Source organism: Campylobacter sp. IFREMER_LSEM_CL2101, assembly GCF_025771825.1.
GTDB lineage: Bacteria > Campylobacterota > Campylobacteria > Campylobacterales > Campylobacteraceae > Campylobacter_D > Campylobacter_D lari_C.
Genome location: NZ_JAKMQZ010000009.1, coordinates 56,759 through 75,867 on the forward strand (window position 1 = coordinate 56,759; position 19,109 = coordinate 75,867).

The following is a 19,109-nucleotide window of genomic DNA, read 5'->3' on the forward strand; positions in this document are numbered from 1 at the left end:
TTTGAAATCATATTTATTTTTATTTATTATCTTAGCCATTGGCTTTAAATTTTATTCTTTTAGCTTTTTAATAACGCTTTTGGTTATATCTTTTTTAATTTTTTTTCACGAGTTAGGACATTTTTTAGCCGCAAAACATATGAAAGTCGATGTAGAAATTTTTAGTATAGGCTTTGGAAGAGCTGTTTTTAAAAAAACTTACAAAAACACAGAATATCGCTTATCTGCTCTACCTTTTGGTGGTTATGTTAAACTCAAAGGACAAGATGATTTAAATCCTAGCGAAAAAAATTACGAACCAAATAGCTATAATACTCTAAGTCCTCTAGCTAGAATTTATATACTTTTTGCAGGACCATTTTTTAATTTCTTTTTAGCATTTTTACTTTATATAGCCATAGGTTTTTTAGGAATTCAAAAGCTTGCACCTATTATTGGTAATATAGCACCAAATTCAGCTGCACAAAAAGCAAATTTACAAATTGGAGATAAAATCCTAGCTATAGATGGAGTTAAAATTCAAAGCTTTGAAGAAATCGGTAAACTTGTACATATAAAACCAACCCTACTTAGTATAGAACGCAATGACAAACTCATCAACATCACCCTAACCCCGCAAATTGATCAAGGTTATAATGAGTTTTATCAAAAAGTTCAAAAACCACTAATTGGCATAGCACCTAAGGGTGAGTTTGTTACTATTTATCATCCAGGAATTAGTAGTTTAAAATACGCTTATGAAGAAAGCATAGAAGCTTCTTTGCTTATTTTTAAAGGCCTTGCTAAAATCATCAGTGGGGAGTTAGACGCTAAAAACATGGGTGGAATCATCACTATGGTAGATATAACCTCCAAAGCAGCAAATACTAGCATAGTGGTTTTATTTTTAATCACTGCTTTAATTTCTATCAACCTTGGAGTGCTCAATTTACTTCCTATTCCAGCACTAGATGGAGGACATATACTTTTTAACCTTTATGAGCTAATCTTTAAAAAAGAAGTACCAAAAGTATGTTTTGAATATCTTAGTTATTTTGGCATGGCTTTGCTTTTAAGTTTAATGGTGTTTGTAACTTATAACGACATCACTCGTTTTATGAATAATTAATAAGTCCTAGTAGCAAAATCATAACGATTAAATTCGCCTATATTATTTTTACGGTAAAAGCTATTATAAAATTGCTTACTTAAACTTTGCTCATAATTTAGTCTAAATCTTATCCACATTGCTGTTTGATCTTTGGCGTTAGTTTTTTCATCTTGATAATTAAGCGATAAATCTAAAATAGAAATTGGAGAATAAGTAATGTTATATTGGTTTTGTAATTCTTTTATATTAGAATTTACATTTAAAACATTCAAATATGGCAAGTCAAATACAACCCCAAGCTCTGTGCTATCATCACTATCGTTTTCTTTGATCTTATAATGATTAGCATATGCTTTAAAATAATGACTAAACTGCAATTCAGCGCCAAAGCTATTCTTAGTATAAGCTTCTTTATATTGATCATTAAAATAATTAAAACCAAAATTAAACTCATCAAATTCATAACGATTAATAAGTCCTAAAGAATATGCCTGCTCTGCTTGATCTATTCTTGCTTGTTTTTCTAAAAGTAAGGTAGCATTATCATAATCTAATATCGAATTGATATTTTTTATATTAACACTCAAAGCATTGTAGTCTAAACTTGCTTCTGTTTTATCTTTAGAACTTAAATTTAAAACTTGCCCTAAAGATTTACTAGCAAAGGATCCAAAATCAACATTTTGGGCTTGATATTCTTGTGGTTTTTGAAAAAATACTTGCTTAGAAACTGTATTTGTTTTTTGCTCTTTGCTAACATTAGCCTCACCCTCACCTAAGCTTTCTTCTAAATTTAAAGCAAATGCATTTATGCATATACAGCTTAAAAAAATGTATTTTTTCACTCAACCTCTAATGTATTATTTTATAAAGATACAAAATTCCACATTTATCATGAAATATTGCTAACTCTATATTTATAATAGCATTATATTTTTACAATATAGCTAATAGCATTTCAAACAAAAAAACTACTTGTTATAAAATTTTTCCTTTTTTTAGCATTCTGATTAAAAATCTAGTAGGATGAGTAGCATATAAAAAATCTTTTTCTATTTTTGGTTCATCAAAGATTAATGCACTAAGCATTCTAGCTCCAATAATAGCACTAGCAAAAGCCCTAGATCCATGAGCAATAGAAAAATACAAAGGAATAAAATCATTTGGCTCTACTTGACTTTTATTTTTATGCCATAAAAGTGCTTTGTAATTTTGCATATAAAAATTTTCATCATAAGCTTGACCTATTATGGCAAATCTATCACTAGAATATGATCTAAATCCTACTTTTCCACCCATAATTTCTAAATTCTCACCTTGTAAAAATTCTTTTATATTTTCAATATTTTGCAAATCATCATTTTTTAAAAGCGTTGTATCTTGATTAAGCCTATCATAACTTGCACCAATAAGTTGCAAATTTAATTCTTCATTGATAGGACAAATATAGCCTTTTGAAGATAAAGCATGAGAATTTTTTAAAAATGGTTTTAAATGAGTACATTGCCCTCTAACACTGCTTAATTTCATATATTTATACTCTAAGAAATTCTTAACATCAGCACCTTGAGCATAAATTAACACATCATAATCTTTTAATGTTTTTTGATTATTAAATTGCAAAGAAAACTTTTCATTTTCATAAGAATAGTCTTTAAATTCATACTCAAAAAACACCCTAGCCTTGCTTTTTTGTAAAAGAGTTTTTACAAGCTCTTGGGGTTTTATGCAAGCTCCATCTTTTAAAAAGGCTTGGTTGTTAATAATTTCAAATAAAACATTATCTTTTTGACTATCAAAACGCTCTTGCATAAGCTCATTATGAGCAAATTCATAAACTCCTTGAGGAATTAAACCTAAAATTTGCCTATAAAATCTACTAGCCTCTAAAAAAGCATATTGTGAAAACTCACCCAATAATACATCAGGTTTTAAAATCAAAGAGCTTAAAATTCCATTGATATTTCCAGAAGCACCTTTTCCTAATGAATTTTCTTTTTCAAAAACATCTACTTGAACATTTCTTAAAGAAAGCTCATAAGCTATACTAGCTCCGGCTATACCTGCTCCGATGATGGCTATTTTTTGTATCTCTTTTTTCAAACACGGAGTGTTAAAATAAGCAAATTTATCTTCAAACTCAAGGCCATTAAAAATAGCCTGTATCATTTCTCTTTTTTTAAAACCTTTGATCTTTTGTACTTGAAAATTATTATTAATTAAAGCTTTTTTTAAAATGCTTGCAGAAGAAAAGGTTAAAATCTTGGCATTTATTTTTGAATTTTTAGCAACTTTGTTTATAATATCCTCATCAAACATCTCTTGATTTTTAGCAGGAGCAAAACCATCTAGATACCAAATATCAGCTTTAAAGTCTAAATTTTGTAACTTTTCTTTAGCATTACCAAATACCAAGTCTAAAAAACAATCTTGAAAATAAAATCTATAAACTCCATCTTTACATGGGGGATAAAATTTTAAAAACTGTTCTAAAAGCTCTTCAAATTCCTCATAAAAACCAAGATTTTTATAAATTTCTCTTAATGTTTCTTTTTCTATATAAAAATTTTCAAAACTAAGATAAAATAGTCTTTGATTTTCTTTTTTTTCCTTTATAAAACGCCTTAAAGTAAGGAAAAAATTTAAACCTATACCAAAACCAAGCTCTGCAATGATAGTTTGTTTTGTTTGAAATTCAAAAGCATTAGTATAGATAAATTCACTCTCACTTAAACCATCGCTAGAATTAAAATAATAATCATCAAAATCCAAAGAAAAAGGTGCATTGTTTTTAATGGTAATATTTGCTTTTTTCATTGATTTTTATAAAAATAACTCTCTATACCATTAGCAATACCAATGGCTAATAATTCTTGGAAATTTTTATTTGTTAATCTATTTCTTTCGCTAGGATGACTAATATAACCTGTTTCAATCAATATAGCAGGCATTTGCGCACCCACTAAAACCCAAAAAGGAGCTTCTCTAACCCCACCATCCACAACTTTATATTTTTTTCTTACATTACTTAAAATCTTTTTTTGCACATCGATAGCCAATTTATTTGAAGCAACTATTTTTTCACGGTTTAAAAAATTTAAAAAGGTTTGTTTGGAAAAATAATTCATCTCTTCAAAATCAGATTGATTTTCCAACTCAGCAGCTTTTTTGCTTCTTTCGCTTCTTGCAGGCGATAAGAAGAAAGTTTCAATACCTTGTAAAGTTTTAGCTCTTTGTTTATTTGGAGCTGCATTAGCATGGATAGAAATAAACAAATCTGCCATTTTTTCATTAGCCATAGAAGTTCTATCTCTTAAGTTTATAAATTTATCCGTACTTCTAGTATAATAAATTCTATATCCGCGTTTTTTAAGCTCATTACCAAGTTTTAAAGCCACGCTTAAAACTACATCTTTTTCTCTAACACCCTTATCACCCAAAGTACCTGGATCTTTACCTCCATGACCTGGGTCAATTACTATGATTTTACCTGATTTTTTAATGGTAGTTTTTGACGTTTTTGAAGTAGTTTTTGTTGGTGTTTTTTTAGCCTTTTTTTCAAAGCCTATAAATAATTCCTCATCGTCTAAATCAAGATTAGTTTTAAAATCACTAGTAGAATTTAAAACAACTCTTACTGTAGTTTTATTAAACTGCACTATTGTGATGGATTGATTTTTATTGATATCGATTTTTTTTCTATCACCTTCTAAAATAGCTTCAAAACTCACAATAGAGCGATATGTTTTACCATCTTTAAAAGAATTGATTTTAATATCTTCAATATCAATATCATTGTTTAATTTCAAATTAATACCATTTTTATCTTTACTTGATTTTAAAATATATAAAGGCTCTTTTTTAACTTCTGTTTTTTTGACTTCATTTTGTTTTTTAACTATAGGTTTGGGTTCTTCTTTTTTTTCTACTTTTTCAAGCCCCATAAAAAGACTTTGTTCTTTAAGCTCTATTTTGATCTTTAATTCTTTTTTTGAGCTTAAGACCAAACGCATACTTGTTGGGTTAAATTGCGACACAATAATATCAAAATCTTTAAATTCAAAATTTCTCTTAGGTCCTTTTAAAATTCCATCAAAATCTGCAACATAACGAAAATTCTTATCACCTTTGAGAGTAAAGTTTTTAATATCTTTTTGACTGATTTTTTCACTCAAATCAAGTAAGATGCCATTGTCTAATTTTTTAACATCAAGCACAAAAAGCTCTTTTTGCACCGGAGCTTTTTTATCTTCTTTTTTATCTTCTTTTTTATCTTCTTTTTTATTAATAGGTAATGTGGTATTAGTTTCAATTTTTGTTTGTTCTTTTTTTATTTTTTGATCTTGTATAACTTTTAAAGCATTTTTTAAACGTGAAATTTCTTCTTCACTTACTCCACTTTCTTTAAGCTCTTGCACATAAGCCCTATCATCAAAACCTAAAGAATTTGAACTTATGATTAATCTTTTTAAAATCTCATTTTTTTCTTCATTATTATCATTAATCACACTTTGTATATACAAAGATTTTAATTGCTGGTGTAATTGTAGTTTTTCTTCTGAATTAGAAGTTAAAAAATTTTGATCAAATTTCTTAACTTCTGCATTAGCAAAAACACTAAGACAAAATAATAAAAAAATAAAAAATATTCTAAGCATCTTCACCATTAACTAATTTTTTCATTAGCTCTTCTACACTAATAAGCTTATCTAGTCTATATCCATTAGCCCCTGTAAAAAATAAGCCTGTTTCTTTTTTACCACTCCAAGCATCATATAATCTATCTGCTATACAATAACCCACCTTAGTAGCTTCCTTGCCTCTACCGCATGGTGCAACACAATTACTCACGCAAGAAATTTTTGGCCCCATTCTTTTATCTACTAAATTTAAAAGGTTAGTTCTTACCCCTCTTGCAGGATAGCCAACTGGAGATTTTAAAAGCTCAATATCTTCTTTTTTACAATCTAGCAATACTTGTTTAAAATCATCACTCGCATCGCATTCAAAAGTTCCTATAAAGCGAGTTCCCATTTGAACACCACTTGCCCCTAAAGACATCATTTTTTCTATATCCTGCTTATCCCAAATTCCACCTGCAGCGATTAATGGTATATCTCCCCAGTTTTTAATTTCTTGTGCAACTTGTGGTACTACATTTTCTAATTGATATTCATCCATTAAACATTGCTCATAAGTAAAACCTTGATGTCCTCCACTTTTTGGTCCTTCAACTATAACTGCATCAGGTAAGCGATTGTATCTGCTTTGCCATCTTTTGCAAATAATTTTTAAAGCCTTAGCTGATGATACAATAGGCACCAAAGCAACATCTGGATAATCTTGTGTAAATTCAGGTAAATTCGTAGGAAGTCCTGCTCCTGAAACTATCACATTAAAACCAACTTCACAAGCATTGCGTGCAATTTGCGCATAATTATTACTTGCATATAAAATATTACAGCCCAAAGGCGCATCTTTGCAAACCTTTCTAGCATTATCTATCAAGGCTTTTAAGCCTGCTTTTGAGTAAAAATTATCACTGCCATAAGGTTTTGCATTGAACTCTTTATCTATATGCGTTCTATTTTCATAATATCCAGTTCCTACTGAAGAAATAATCCCTAATCCACCATTTAAAGAAACCGCAGAAGCAAGTTTGTCCCAACTTATACCAAGCCCCATACCACCTTGAAAAATAGGATATTTTATCTCATGCTTTCCAATTTTTAAAGCTTTAAAACTCATCATATTACCTTTAATTTTGCAAATTTTCTTTTTCCAACTTGTAAAATATATTCACCGCTTTCTAGTTGGAATTGTTCATCTTGAACTTTTTCTCCATTAACACTTACTGCATTTGAATTAATCAATCTTCTAGCTGCTGAAGTAGAACTTTCCATTTTACACTCTACTATAGCTTTTGCAAGCCAAATACTACCCTCTAAAGTAAAACTTGACATATCACTAGGAAGCTCTTTTGCGCTATGAACTTTGTCAAATTCTTCCTTAGCTTTTAGCGCACATTCGCTTGAGTGAAAACGCGCAGTAATTTCTAAAGCTAAATTTTCTTTAGCTTTTTTAGGATGCAATGAGCCATTTTTAATATCATCTTTTATTTGTGAAATTTCATTTAAGCTTTTTTCACTTAAAAGCTCATAATATCTAAACATCAACTCATCACTTATACTCAAAACCTTAGCATACATATCTTTGGCATTTTCAGTCACACCGATATAATTTCTCAAGCTTTTACTCATTTTATTTACACCATCAAGACCTTCAAGCAATGGCATCATCATCACCGCTTGTTCTTTTTGGCAATTATATACTCTTTGAAGCTGTCTACCCATTAAAAGATTAAACTTTTGATCCGTTCCACCCATTTCTATATCACTTTTTAATGCAACGCTATCATAACCTTGCAAAAGTGGATATAAAAACTCACAAATTGATATAGGACTTTGCTCTTTAAAACGCTTGGTAAAATCATCTCTTTCAAGCATTCTAGCAACGCTAAAAGTCGAAGTAAGCTCTACTATACCAGCAGCACCAAGCTCATTTAGCCATTTAGAATTAAAATGAATTTGAGTTTTACTTGGATCTAAAATCTTAAAAACTTGCTCTTCATAAGTTTTGGCATTTTTAAGTACTTCTTCTTTATCAAGCTTTTTTCTTGTAGCACTTTTTCCTGTTGGATCGCCTATTTGAGCAGTAAAATCACCTATTAAAAACTGTACTATAGCTCCATGTTTTTGAAGCAAAGCCATTTTGCTCAAAACCACAGTATGACCCAAATGCAAATCAGCAGCCGTAGGATCAAAACCAGCCTTTACAAAAAAATTTTCACCTTTTTCATAGTAATTTTTTACCAAAGAAACTAATCTTTCTTCATCAATAATTTCTGCTATTCCTCGTTTAATTTCTTTAATAATTTCTTCAATATTCATTACAAAACCTTTTTTTAGTGATTATTATACGCATCATTTAAAGATGTAAAATCTAAAATTTTATATCTAGCTTTTAATCTTTCTTTTGCATTTTCAATATCTACATTATTAGGTAATTCAACCTGCACTTCAAAATAATTTGCCACCACAGGCTCTGAATCGGCTGAATTAATACTTAAAACATTAATTTGCATTTTAGCCAAAGTAGTTAGAAAATCCGCTAAAGAACCTTTTTTATTTTCTATAGAAACAATGATTTTGTAACTTTTTATCGAGCTATCATTCCAAGAAACAAAAACCATTTCTTTATTATCTTCTATCATTTTCATTGCTTGCTCGCAAAGTTTATGGTGTATCGTTGCTCCAGTTGAGTGTCTAAAAGCAATGATTTCATCCCCTCTTTTAGGCCTACAACAATAATCAAAATTAATCGTAGTTATTTTATAATTAGAACCAATCACTATACTTTCAAATTTTTGCTCATTTTGCTCAAATTTAGCTGCTTGATTTTGCCCTACATATTTTCTAAGAGCTATAATTACCTCTTTAAAATAATTAAAATCTAAAGCAATTTGTCTGAGCTTTTTGTTAAATTTTTCTTTTTCAAGCCACTCTTCTATAAGCTTAGAATCTTTATTAAATACTGTAGATAAAAGATTTATAGCAATTTTATTATTTAATTCTTTTTTCTTTTGCTTACAAAAATCTCTTATACTAGCCCTAGCCTTTCCTGTTTTAACACTGTCTATCCAAGAACATCTAAAAAATTCTTCCTCTGAAGTTTCTATACTAACTATATCTCCATTTTTTAGCACAGTTAATAGTGGCACCCTCATGCGATTAACAAAAGCAGTTTTTGCATGAAGCCCTACTTTAGTATGAACCTCATATGCAAAATCCAAAGCCGTAGCCCCACGCGGCAAAGTGAAAATCTCACCTTTTGGAGAATACACCGCTATATCTTCTATATATAAACTATCTTTTGCATATTCATAAAGCTCAATAGCATCACAATCTTGTATATTATTTCCTTCTTCTTTACCATGCATGGAAATATCTGCAAGCCAATCTAAATTTGGTGTTGTTATATTTCCTTCTTTATATTTCCAATGTGCTGCCACGCCAAATTCAGCAGTCTTGTGCATATCAAAGGTGCGAATTTGTGCTTCTATGATATTTTTTGCATCAAAAAGCGTTGTATGTAAAGTTTGATAACCATTTTGCTTTGGCAAGGCTATATAGTCTTTAAATCTTGAAATTAAAGGATTAAAATGCGTATGTAAAATTCCTAAAGCCAAGTAACAATCATAAACTTTTTCAACCAAAATTCTTACACCCAAAAGATCTAAAACTTCATCAAGTCCTACACCTTTTCTTTGCATTTTCAAATAAATAGAATAATTATGTTTAATTCTTTTATGTATAACAAAACTGCCTTGTCTAAAACCATTCTCTAAAAATAACATTTCAATTTTTGAGATAAATTCATTAAATCCAAGTTGAATTTGTTGATCTTTTGCATTTATATAATTATCAATTTGTGCGTACTCATCAGGTAATAAAAACTTAAAACTTAAATCCTCAAGTAAATTTTTTATACTTGAAATTCCAAGTCTGTGAGCTATAGGCGCATATACCACCAAGGTTTCTTCGCTGATTCTTTTTTGTTTATCTTCTCTTAAAAAATTTAAAGTAAGCATATTGTGTAATCTATCGCAAAGTTTTATTACAAGCACACTCACATCTTCAACACCAGCTAAAAGCATATTTCTAAAAGTCAAAGCAGATTTTGCAAGTTTTTCATTAGAATTAGAGCGTGTAAGATGATCTTCTCTAATACTGACTATTTTGGTTAAGCCTTGAACTAATTTGGTTACCTCTTCGCCAAAATTTGCATTTAATTCTTCTTCGCTGCAATTTGTATCCTCTAAAACATCGTGCAATAATGCAGCTATGATCATAGACTGCACCGGGCTTAAAAAAGCCACAAAAGAAGCCACTAATATAGGATGAACCGCATATGGTTCCCCACTTTTTCTAAATTGTCCTTCGTGTTTTTGGATACAAAAATCTACTGCTTTTTCTAAAACAGCAGATTGTGGGAAGACCATAAAAAGGATTTCTTTTGCTCTTTGTAAATCCTTACAATTTTTAACATCATCAACAAGTTTATCTAACAATAACTCATCATTTACTAGCTTCAATAAATCCCTCTAAAACGATTTTATCTTCTGCTATTTCATGTAAAGCAATGTCAGTGTATTTGTATTTATTTTTATCTAAATTTACTAAAGGTTCTGCACCATTTGCAAGCTCTTCAGCTCTTTTAGCTACCACAAGAGCTAGTTTATATCTATCATCTTTTAGTTTTTTTAATGCTTTTGCAGCTATTTGTTCTACTCTCATTTTTTACCTTTAATCTTGATTTTTAACAATAGAGCATAAGCTCATATCGCCTTGAATGATTTTTAATAAATTTCCTTCTTTAAACATATTACATACCACGATAGGTAGAGCATTATCTTTAGCTAAAGCTATTGCTGTATCATCCATAACTTTTATATTATCATGTAAAGCTCTTTCATAACTTAGCTCATTAAGCATAATTGCATCATCATATTTTTTAGGATCTTTATCATAAATTCCATCTACTTTAGTCGCTTTAATAATCATATCTGCTTGAATTTCCACCGCTCTTAAAGTTGCAGCAGTATCTGTAGTAAAATAAGGATTACCTGTACCACAAGCAAAGATAACTATACGTCCTTTTTCTAAATGTCTATGCGCTCTTCTCATAATATATGTTTCACAAAATGCCTCCATTTGAATAGCACTTTGAACCCTTACATCAAGCCCAGCGCTTTCTAATGCTTCTTGCATAGCTATAGAATTAATCACAGTAGCAAGCATACCCATATGATCGCCACTTGTTCTTTTTATAAGTCCATCTCTTGCAGCAGATACCCCTCTAATGATATTTCCACCGCCTATTACTATACCTACTTCAACATTTTCATTAATCAAGCTTTTTATTTCAGAAGCTATGTATTTTAAAATAGAATTTTCTATACCAAACCCATTTTCTCCAGCCAAAGCTTCCCCAGAAAATTTAACCAATACTCTTTTTCTTTTATTGTTCATTAAATTTCTCCTTTGATTTGAAACTATATCAAAATTCGCATTAAAAAAAACTAATTTATTTAATCATTTCTAAAGGATTAATATGAAAATTCTTTTGTGTTACTTCAAAAGTTAAATCACTCTCAACCCTGCCTATAATATAACCTTTTTTAATATTTCTACCCACTTTAACCCCAGGTGCAATTTTATCTAAATGTGCATAAATAGTATGTATACCATCTTTATTTTCAACAATCACAACTTGTTTTAAAGTTGGAGTTGCTTTTGCAAAAACCACTTTACCATCTAAAACATTTCTCACTGCAGCATTAGCACTATCACTTTTTAAAACTACATTTTCATTATAAATTTTAATATTATAAATAGGATCTATGTAATTTCCAAATTTTTGTTTTACTGTGTAAGATTCTAAAGGGGCGATTGTCTTAGGGCCACTATAGCGCTTAACACTGCTTGTTTGATAGCTTGAACCTACTTGTTTTATATTTGAATTTGGTTTTTTGTCTTCTTTTTTTTGTGCTAATTTTTCTTCTTCTTTTTCTTTGATAATTTTTAATTTATTAAGTGTTTTTCTTAATTCTTGTTGTTGGACTTGTAAATTAGAAAGTTTTCTAGTATAAATTTCCTTATCGGTTTTTTGCTTAGCTATTTCTTGTTCTTGTTTTTTTCTAAGATTTCTAAGCTCATCAATTTGATCTTTATAAACTTTTAAATTGCTATTAATTGTGGTAATTTGTGTTTGTTTTTCTTCTATTTTTTTGCTTATATCTTCATAATCTTTTGAAATTTGGTAAAATTCTTCCTTGAAAATTTTATCTAAAACCCCAACTAATTCTAAAGCTATGATACTATCTTCGCTTTCAATATAATTTTTAGGAATTGCCAAATCATAAGCAAAATCTTTAGCAATTAAATCGATTATCTTTCCTTCGATTTTATTTTTATTTTGCAAAAGATCTTTATTTTGCGCATTAAGTTGCTCTAGTGCTTTTATTTGAGTTTTTACCGAGCTTTCAAGCTTAGAGGTTTTTGAAGTTAAAGTGCTAATTTCTGAAGCGATTTTTTTTAAATTTTTCTCATTATCTAAAATTTCACTAGCTAAATCTTCTAATTTTTTAGAAAGTTGCTTTACTATACGTTCATTTTCTTTAATATCTTTTTGCTTTTGCGCAATTTCATTTGCAAATAAAACAGAAAAAGAAAACAAAAAAAGCAAAAAGCATTTTTTCATTTTCTAACCTTAAACATTACAAAATTCACACAAGCAAAACAAACACAAAGCATTGCTAAAAAAATCAAAAACAAATGCGTGAAAATACTTATTTTAGGTAAGCTAATATCTACACTTTGTAAAGCTAGCTTGATAGATTCAAGATCGTAAACTTGGGTAAAAAATAATACAAGCAATAAAAATGCTATAAAACAATCAATAAAAACTATCTTATAAAGCATAAAAGATCTAAACCAAAACGGTGCTCCAAGTAAACACATGATTTCAACTCTTTGAGTATGCTCAAAAAGCCAAATTTTCATTTGCTTAAGCAATAATACAAAACTAAGTAATATTATAATAAACAAGAAAAACCATAATAAAAATTTTACCAAAACCAAAAGTTTGTAAATTTTTGTATGCGTTTTTGCAAAAGTTTCTACTTTAGTAATGTTAGGATTTTTTAAAAGCTTATCTTTTAAAGCATTTAGTTCATCTTCTGACAAAAGTTTATTGAGTTTTAAAGTATAAAATTTTGGCAATGTAGCCTTCAAAACCTCTATATTTTTAGCTGATATATCATTTTTAAGTCTGTCTATCATTTCATTTGGATTTAAAATTTCTAAAGACTGAAAATGATTTACTTGATCTTCTATGCTTTTTTTATCTAAGTGAGTTTTTCCTACTAAAATAATATTATAATCTTTATTTAAAAGTTTTTCATAGTGCTCTATAGTTTTGTTTGTAATGATTAAAAACTCAAAAGCAAACATCATTACCATTAAAGCAAATATCAAAGAAAGATGATTTTTAAAAGATTTCATTCATTCTCCCATTTTCTATATTAAAACGACGATAATCAAGTCTTAAATTAGTAGGAATTCTATGTGTAACAACTACCACGCAAGTTCCAAGTATTTCTCTAGCTGATTTTAATAAAGTCCATATAATATCTGAAGAATACTCATCCAAATTTCCCGTTGGCTCATCGCATAAGAGTAATTTTGGATTATGTGCTAAAGCTCTTGCCATAGCCACACGTTGCTGCTCTCCACCTGAAAGCTGAGCTGGTTTTTTATCAGCTTTGAAAGTTAAATTTACATGCTTTAAAAGCTTTGCAGCTTGCTCTTTACATACATTCTTACTATAACCTTTAATCATCAAAGGTAGCATTACATTTTTTTCTACACTAAATTCTTGAACTAAACGATAATCTTGAAAAATAATCCCTATTTTTTGCCTAAGCTGTAAAAGTTCAGCATTAGAAATATCCACTAAATCATTATTGCAAACCTTTAAGCTTCCACTTATTGGCTCCAAATCCCCATAGAAAGATTTTAACAAAGTTGATTTCCCGCTACCACTTTTTCCTGTAATAAAAACAAAATCATTATCTTTTAGCGAAAAACTAGCATTTTCTATAACAAGTTCATCATAACCAAGACAAAGCTTTTTAGCTTCTATCATCACTACTTTTTCCTTATTTATTTTATAAATTATTATTTGATATAAGAATACAATATTTCTCTTAATTTTTCTATAGCTTTTAAATTTTCTTTAGTTTTAAAAGGCTGCTCAAAGATAAATTCTATTTTTTGTGTATTTAAAGCTATATAAATATGCTCAGGCTTGTAAAAAGCGCCAAAAGCTATTTTAATGATAAGCCCATCATCCTTAATATACATTTTTTCAAAATGCAAGAAAAAATCCTCACCTTTAAAAACCTCATTTTTAAAATTCTTTTTTACACAAGCTAATTCTTCTGTGTTTAATCTTAAATCTTCAATAGCAAATTTTTGATCCTTACTTAAACTTTCACTCTTACTAAAACCACTGATGATTAAATCATATATATCTTTATTTTGCCTTTTCCAGCGATCTTCATATTTACTTGAAATTTCTAAATTTTCATTTTTTTTGATTAAAGCTTTTAAATGCGAAAAAGTTAAAAAAGTTTCTAAGGTAAAATCAAAATATAAAAAGCTATCCGTTCTAAGTTCAAATTGCCCATTTTCTTTTAAAACTCTAGCGCATTCATTTGCAAAATTTAACCCCACTACCCTACGGTGAGGCTTTTTATCCCAAGGGACAGGAAAATGCAAAAAGATTTTATCTACCAGATTAGATTCAAGTACGCTTAATAATAATCTTGCATCAGTTTCTATTAATAAAACATTATTTAAGTTTTCACTTAAGGCAAGTTTAGCTACTTGCTCTAGCGCAGGCGTGTAAATTTCTATACCTATAATCAAAACATCAGGATTTAACCTTGCTTGATAAAGCAAATGCCTACCACTTCCAAAGCCTATTTCAATATAAATTTGCTTTTTGTTTTTTATTTGCTCTAACAACTCTTTTAAATCATTAGCAATTAAAGGTGTTTTTTGGATTAACCTTGTATGTTTTAATGCCACAGCTTCACAAACTACATCTTGAGTAAAATTTTCTTTAAATACAAGTAAAGCCTTTTGCAAATACCCAATTTGCGAAGGTTTAGTGTGTTTTTCACCTTTAATAAGCCATTCTTGTTTTTTTTCATCTTTTTTAATCTGCAAAAAAAAGTTTTCTTGCTTTATGCGCGTAAAAAGCAAATCAACATTTTCACCTTTAGCAAGCCATAAAAATTCAACCCCATCTTTTTCAAAAGGAAGTTGAATTTCTTTTAAAATTTTACACTTAAAATTTGGCATCATTTCACCGCTGTAAATTTATCAGAAGCTTTTGATTCTATACCATTTGCATCAATAGCTATAACTTCATAACTATACACTTTTCCAGGAACAGCTGTGATATCTTTTAATTGTTTAGATTTAATCTCTTTAAACACAGCATTACTTCCACCGCCGCTTCTTTTAACTATATACTCTTTAGCTCTATCATCATTATCAACCCATTCAACTCTAATGCCATCATCTTCAACAGCACACAAAACAATACTTGGTGCTAATGGCGCCCCTAAGGTAATACCCTCTACAGGCTCACTTGCTATAGGACTTTCTAGGCCATCTTTATCCACCATACTAACTTTATAATATCTTTTTTCAGCCACACCTTTAACTACATCTTCATAGGTATTTTCAGAAGTTTTAGCTACCACGCTAAAAGGTAAAAAAGTAGTTGAACTTGAGTAAATTTTATAATAAGCAAAATCAGCATAATCAATTTTATCCCAAGTTAAAATGATTTTTCTTGGCGCATCTTTACTTGCTTGTAAATTACTTACCATAGGAGGAAGCGCTTTGGTAGTTGATTCGACTATCTTACTTGGAGTACTTTTAATACCATCATAAGTTAAAGCTATGATTCTATATTGAAAACTTTCATCAGGTTTTAATGAATCATCTATGTATTCAGCACTTAAGCGATTTTTAACCCTAGTTAATTCTTTAAATTTCATATCTTTCATATTTGCACGCTCAATGATGTATGAATTTACTCTTACATCAGGATGTGGCCTCCAAACTATTTTTACTCGATTTGGCAAACCAACAATAGCTTGCACAAAAGGCACTGGATCAATCACTCTATTTGTGAAAGCTTCTATGCTTACACCATCTTGAGAAACTTGCCCAAGCTCATTAAAAGTTTTCATAGAATAATAATATCTTGTATTTGGCTCTAAATTTGTATCAGTATAATGAGTTTGAAATTTATTTTTAATTTTTGCTATAAGCTCCATAGGTGCACCAGCTGCATTTGCCCTATAAATATAATAGCCTGCTATATTTTGATCATACAATGGTTCCCATTCAAAAGCTATACTTGTAATATCACTTATACTTTTAATGCTTGAAATTTTTGGTAAAGTATCATTTACTTGAGCAATTTGAGGCGAACTCATAGTTGTACTACAAGCACTAAAAGCCAAAGCAGAACTTAAGATAATCCAGTGAAGTTTTTTCATCTATCTCTCCTTGTGTAAAATTTTCTTTTAAAATTTGATAAAAATCATCAAACATAGGAGCTTTTATAAACATTAACTCTTTAGTCCTAGGATGAATAAAATAAATCAAATACGCATGAAGCATTACTCTATTATACTTTATTTTTCCTTTATATCCGTATAATTCATCTCCTAAAATATAGCGATTAAAATCTGCCAAATGCACCCTGATTTGATGGGTTCTCCCTGTGTATAATTTAGCAGCTATTAAAGAGCAGTTTTTAGCACTTAATAAATTTATAAAATCTGTTTTTGCATTTTTTGCTAAAGGATTTTTGGTATTTGTAGTAATTTTTTTAAGCCTATTATTAGGACAACGCATAATAGCTTTTTCATTACTCATTTTATCATTTTTCAAAGGCAATTCACTCAAAGCAAGGTAAAATCTACCCATGCTTTTATCTAAAAGTTGATTTGCTAAAAATTGATGTGCTTGATTATTTTTAGCTATGATGATAGCTCCGCTTGTGCCTTTATCAAGTCTATGCACAAGCCCTGCTCTATGCTCTCCATTTAAATTTGATAAAGCATAGCCCTTATGTAAAAGCCAATCCACCAAAGTCGCTTCTTTAACACTACTTGCACCATGTACGACAACATTAGGAGCTTTGTTTAAAACTAAAACATCATCATCTTCATATAAAATTTCTATATCAAACTCAGGCGTGTAGCTTTCTTTGACTTCTTTTACTAAAGGTAAAAAAATACTTATTTCATCTTTTTGTTTTATTTTTTTAGAACTTTTATTTTCTAATTTTTCATTAATATATATGCAATTTTCTTTGATAAGTTTAGTAACTTGCGAACGACTTTGTTTAAGTATATCTGATAAAAAAATATCCAATCTTTCTTCACAAAGTGATGAAATTTTTAGCATATTATATTTCCTTGTGATAAAATTTGCAATTTTAGCATATAATTACACAATATTTTGTAAAAAAGGTTAGCTTTGATAAAACTTGATAGAAGAATTCTAACGCATTTTGATTTTGTTCAACCTCTTTTAGTGTTGCCTATCATAGCTATATCTTTTCTTTTAATTTATGAAGCAAATACACGCTTAGCCGAAAAACAATTTATCTATACTTTAGTAGGTTTTGCAGGATTTGCGTTTTTTTTCTTTTTACCTTTAAGAAGATTAATGTGGCTTATACCTGTATTATATTGGATCAATATAGCTTTGCTTTTGAGTGTGGATATTTTTGGTATTGAAAAACTTGGAGCTAGAAGATGGCTTGAAATACCTTTTACACATTTTACCATACAGCCTTCTGAAATTTTCAAACCCTCCTTTATTTTAATGCTAGCTTATTTGATTTATCAAAACCCACCACCTCATAATGGCTATGGTTTAAAACAATTTTTAAAGCTAAGTTTTTATATTTTGCTCCCATTTTTACTTATAGCAGGAGAACCTGACTTAGGAACAGCTTTAGTACTTTTAATAGTAGGCTTTGGAACACTTTTTATTATAGGGGTAAATTATAAAATTTGGCTTAGTATTTTTTTAGCTATAGCTATAGCTTCACCTATTATTTATAGTGATTTTTTAAAACCTTATCAAAAACAAAGAATTCATGATTTCTTAGCTGAAGAGCCAAGTTACCATGTAAAACAATCCATCATCGCTATAGGAAGTGGTGGTTTGAGCGGAAAAAAGGCCGATGAAGCCACACAAACACATTTTAAATTTTTACCTATTTCTACGAGTGATTTTATCTTTGCATATTTGTCTGAAAGATTTGGTTTTATCGGTGCAGTTGTAATCATACTGCTTTATACCTTACTCATTTTTCATTTATTGAGTTTAAATTATAAGCTCAAAGATGATTATTTTACAAGAGTAGTGACAAATTGCATTGCTTTGTTTATTTTTATATATGTAGCGGTAAATATATCAATGACCATAGGTTTTGCTCCTGTTGTTGGTATACCTATGCCATTTTTTAGTCATGGGGGAAGTTCTTTTGCTACCTTTATGATTTTCTTTGGAATTTTACAAAATTTAATAACTTTTAGATATTTAGCAATAGAAAAAGCGGTAAAAATAAAATTCTAAATTTAAATTAAGGAAATAAAGATATAATAACATTTTTATTTTAACTTCTGGCGGATTTATAGCTCAGTTGGTTAGAGCAACCGGCTCATAACCGGTTGGTCGCAGGTTCGAGTCCTGCTAAATCCACCATTTATTTTTTACTCCCGAGTGTTTTTTTGGCAAATTATATTCAAAATATTAAAAAAGAGTTTTTATATTTTCAAAAATAGCTTTTTGTATATTATATAAACAACCATAATAATAATTTATTTTACACCTAAATTATATATTAGGTATAAATCTTTTTCATAGATAAAACTAATTATACTATGTGAGCTATTATCATACTTTATAATATTTTCTAAAGCTTTGAAAAATCACTAGGAATTTTGATAATCAAATTTTCATTTTTTAAGTTTAATTTCTTAAATGATAGGTTTTATTATCATAGTAAAAACTTTGGTTTAAAAATACTTTTTTAAAAAATATATAGTCTTTATAAAAAAGCTTCTTGGTAAATTTTATTTAAAATTTATATCCAGATTGATATAAACCTTTATATCAATCTATGTTATTGATTTAATATCATCATATAAAACTTCATCTTGTGAATTTGGATTTGTAAAACCTTGTTTTAAAAGCATATATCTATTAAACCTAGTTACATTACCCAAATTCTTTAAAACATCTCCCTTGTATTGCTTTTAAAATCTTGCTATTTTTTAAATCAATTACAA

At 29.0% G+C, this 19,109-nt stretch carries 16 protein-coding genes and 1 tRNA gene; 3 read left to right on the forward strand and 14 right to left on the reverse strand.

The genetic code is table 11. From position 1 onward, the window contains the following. Position 1: 1 nt before the first annotated feature. Complete coding sequence (gene rseP, locus L8V88_RS06520) at positions 2 to 1,108, forward strand: RIP metalloprotease RseP (protein WP_263727294.1); 1,107 nt, start codon at positions 2 to 4, stop codon at positions 1,106 to 1,108. Here the strand turns inward: rseP and L8V88_RS06525 are convergent. From L8V88_RS06525 to L8V88_RS06590, 14 genes are all read right to left on the reverse strand, one after another. Continuing rightward, positions 1,105 to 1,935, reverse strand: a complete 831-nt coding sequence (locus L8V88_RS06525) for a hypothetical protein (protein WP_263727295.1) — start codon at positions 1,933 to 1,935, stop codon at positions 1,105 to 1,107. The two genes, rseP and L8V88_RS06525, sit on opposite strands and share 4 nt — an antisense overlap. Positions 1,936 to 2,068: 133 nt before the next feature. Next, positions 2,069 to 3,907 (reverse strand): bifunctional tRNA (5-methylaminomethyl-2-thiouridine)(34)-methyltransferase MnmD/FAD-dependent 5-carboxymethylaminomethyl-2-thiouridine(34) oxidoreductase MnmC, encoded by a 1,839-nt coding sequence (mnmC, locus tag L8V88_RS06530; protein ID WP_263727296.1) that lies wholly within the window; start codon positions 3,905 to 3,907, stop codon positions 2,069 to 2,071. Beyond that, a complete protein-coding gene (locus L8V88_RS06535) occupies positions 3,904 to 5,748 on the reverse strand; it encodes an N-acetylmuramoyl-L-alanine amidase family protein (RefSeq protein ID WP_263727297.1) in 1,845 nt (614 codons plus the stop codon). The genes mnmC and L8V88_RS06535 overlap by 4 nt, the downstream gene beginning before the upstream one ends. Further along, positions 5,741 to 6,838 (reverse strand): nitronate monooxygenase, encoded by a 1,098-nt coding sequence (locus tag L8V88_RS06540; RefSeq protein WP_039628221.1) that lies wholly within the window; start codon positions 6,836 to 6,838, stop codon positions 5,741 to 5,743. Before L8V88_RS06540 ends, L8V88_RS06535 begins: the two co-directional genes overlap by 8 nt. Continuing rightward, positions 6,838 to 8,040: a tyrosine--tRNA ligase gene (tyrS, locus tag L8V88_RS06545; RefSeq protein ID WP_263727298.1), complete on the reverse strand. Its 1,203-nt coding sequence runs from the start codon at positions 8,038 to 8,040 to the stop codon at positions 6,838 to 6,840. The genes L8V88_RS06540 and tyrS overlap by 1 nt, the downstream gene beginning before the upstream one ends. 14 nt (positions 8,041 to 8,054) lie before the next feature. Further along, positions 8,055 to 10,244, reverse strand: coding sequence for a RelA/SpoT family protein (locus L8V88_RS06550; protein ID WP_263727299.1), 2,190 nt, complete (start codon positions 10,242 to 10,244; stop codon positions 8,055 to 8,057). Continuing rightward, positions 10,228 to 10,446, reverse strand: a complete 219-nt coding sequence (locus L8V88_RS06555) for a DNA-directed RNA polymerase subunit omega (RefSeq protein ID WP_039618002.1) — start codon at positions 10,444 to 10,446, stop codon at positions 10,228 to 10,230. Before L8V88_RS06555 ends, L8V88_RS06550 begins: the two co-directional genes overlap by 17 nt. A gap of 9 nt (positions 10,447 to 10,455) precedes the next feature. Beyond that, complete coding sequence (gene pyrH, locus L8V88_RS06560) at positions 10,456 to 11,181, reverse strand: UMP kinase (protein ID WP_039628219.1); 726 nt, start codon at positions 11,179 to 11,181, stop codon at positions 10,456 to 10,458. A gap of 55 nt (positions 11,182 to 11,236) precedes the next feature. Continuing rightward, the gene (locus L8V88_RS06565; RefSeq protein ID WP_263727300.1) at positions 11,237 to 12,412 is read right to left on the reverse strand and encodes a murein hydrolase activator EnvC family protein; all 1,176 of its coding nucleotides are present in this window, start codon (positions 12,410 to 12,412) and stop codon (positions 11,237 to 11,239) included. Beyond that, complete coding sequence (locus L8V88_RS06570; protein WP_039617996.1) at positions 12,409 to 13,215, reverse strand: ABC transporter permease; 807 nt, start codon at positions 13,213 to 13,215, stop codon at positions 12,409 to 12,411. Before L8V88_RS06570 ends, L8V88_RS06565 begins: the two co-directional genes overlap by 4 nt. After that, positions 13,202 to 13,858 carry a cell division ATP-binding protein FtsE gene (locus L8V88_RS06575; RefSeq protein WP_039642523.1) on the reverse strand — a complete coding sequence of 219 codons (657 nt, stop codon included), beginning with the start codon at positions 13,856 to 13,858 and terminating at the stop codon, positions 13,202 to 13,204. Before L8V88_RS06575 ends, L8V88_RS06570 begins: the two co-directional genes overlap by 14 nt. A gap of 32 nt (positions 13,859 to 13,890) precedes the next feature. Next, entirely contained in the window at positions 13,891 to 15,081 is a 1,191-nt protein-coding gene (gene trmB, locus L8V88_RS06580; RefSeq protein WP_263727308.1) for a tRNA (guanosine(46)-N7)-methyltransferase TrmB, read from the reverse strand. Next, on the reverse strand, positions 15,081 to 16,295 hold the full coding sequence (locus tag L8V88_RS06585; RefSeq protein WP_263727301.1) for a fibronectin type III domain-containing protein: 1,215 nt from the start codon (positions 16,293 to 16,295) through the stop codon (positions 15,081 to 15,083). Before L8V88_RS06585 ends, trmB begins: the two co-directional genes overlap by 1 nt. Continuing rightward, on the reverse strand, positions 16,249 to 17,211 hold the full coding sequence (locus L8V88_RS06590; protein WP_263727302.1) for an RluA family pseudouridine synthase: 963 nt from the start codon (positions 17,209 to 17,211) through the stop codon (positions 16,249 to 16,251). Before L8V88_RS06590 ends, L8V88_RS06585 begins: the two co-directional genes overlap by 47 nt. 72 nt (positions 17,212 to 17,283) lie before the next feature. Between L8V88_RS06590 and L8V88_RS06595 the strand changes: the two genes are divergently transcribed. Continuing rightward, positions 17,284 to 18,393: an FtsW/RodA/SpoVE family cell cycle protein gene (locus L8V88_RS06595; protein ID WP_263727303.1), complete on the forward strand. Its 1,110-nt coding sequence runs from the start codon at positions 17,284 to 17,286 to the stop codon at positions 18,391 to 18,393. 52 nt (positions 18,394 to 18,445) lie between these two features. Continuing rightward, a tRNA-Ile gene (locus L8V88_RS06600) sits at positions 18,446 to 18,522 on the forward strand. Positions 18,523 to 19,109 lie beyond the last annotated feature (587 nt).

What these genes read in the sequence shown, in the direction of transcription:
- mnmC (WP_263727296.1), bottom strand. Translation starts at nt 3,907, where the DNA reads ATGAAAAAAGCAAATATTACCATTAAAAACAATGCACCTTTTTCTTTG.
- L8V88_RS06535 (WP_263727297.1), bottom strand. Translation starts at nt 5,748, where the DNA reads ATGCTTAGAATATTTTTTATTTTTTTATTATTTTGTCTTAGTGTTTTT.
- L8V88_RS06540 (WP_039628221.1), bottom strand. Translation starts at nt 6,838, where the DNA reads ATGAGTTTTAAAGCTTTAAAAATTGGAAAGCATGAGATAAAATATCCT.
- tyrS (WP_263727298.1), bottom strand. Translation starts at nt 8,040, where the DNA reads ATGAATATTGAAGAAATTATTAAAGAAATTAAACGAGGAATAGCAGAA.
- L8V88_RS06555 (WP_039618002.1), bottom strand. Translation starts at nt 10,446, where the DNA reads ATGAGAGTAGAACAAATAGCTGCAAAAGCATTAAAAAAACTAAAAGAT.
- pyrH (WP_039628219.1), bottom strand. Translation starts at nt 11,181, where the DNA reads ATGAACAATAAAAGAAAAAGAGTATTGGTTAAATTTTCTGGGGAAGCT.
- L8V88_RS06565 (WP_263727300.1), bottom strand. Translation starts at nt 12,412, where the DNA reads ATGAAAAAATGCTTTTTGCTTTTTTTGTTTTCTTTTTCTGTTTTATTT.
- L8V88_RS06570 (WP_039617996.1), bottom strand. Translation starts at nt 13,215, where the DNA reads ATGAAATCTTTTAAAAATCATCTTTCTTTGATATTTGCTTTAATGGTA.
- L8V88_RS06575 (WP_039642523.1), bottom strand. Translation starts at nt 13,858, where the DNA reads ATGATAGAAGCTAAAAAGCTTTGTCTTGGTTATGATGAACTTGTTATA.
- trmB (WP_263727308.1), bottom strand. Translation starts at nt 15,081, where the DNA reads ATGCCAAATTTTAAGTGTAAAATTTTAAAAGAAATTCAACTTCCTTTT.
- L8V88_RS06585 (WP_263727301.1), bottom strand. Translation starts at nt 16,295, where the DNA reads ATGAAAAAACTTCACTGGATTATCTTAAGTTCTGCTTTGGCTTTTAGT.
- L8V88_RS06590 (WP_263727302.1), bottom strand. Translation starts at nt 17,211, where the DNA reads ATGCTAAAAATTTCATCACTTTGTGAAGAAAGATTGGATATTTTTTTA.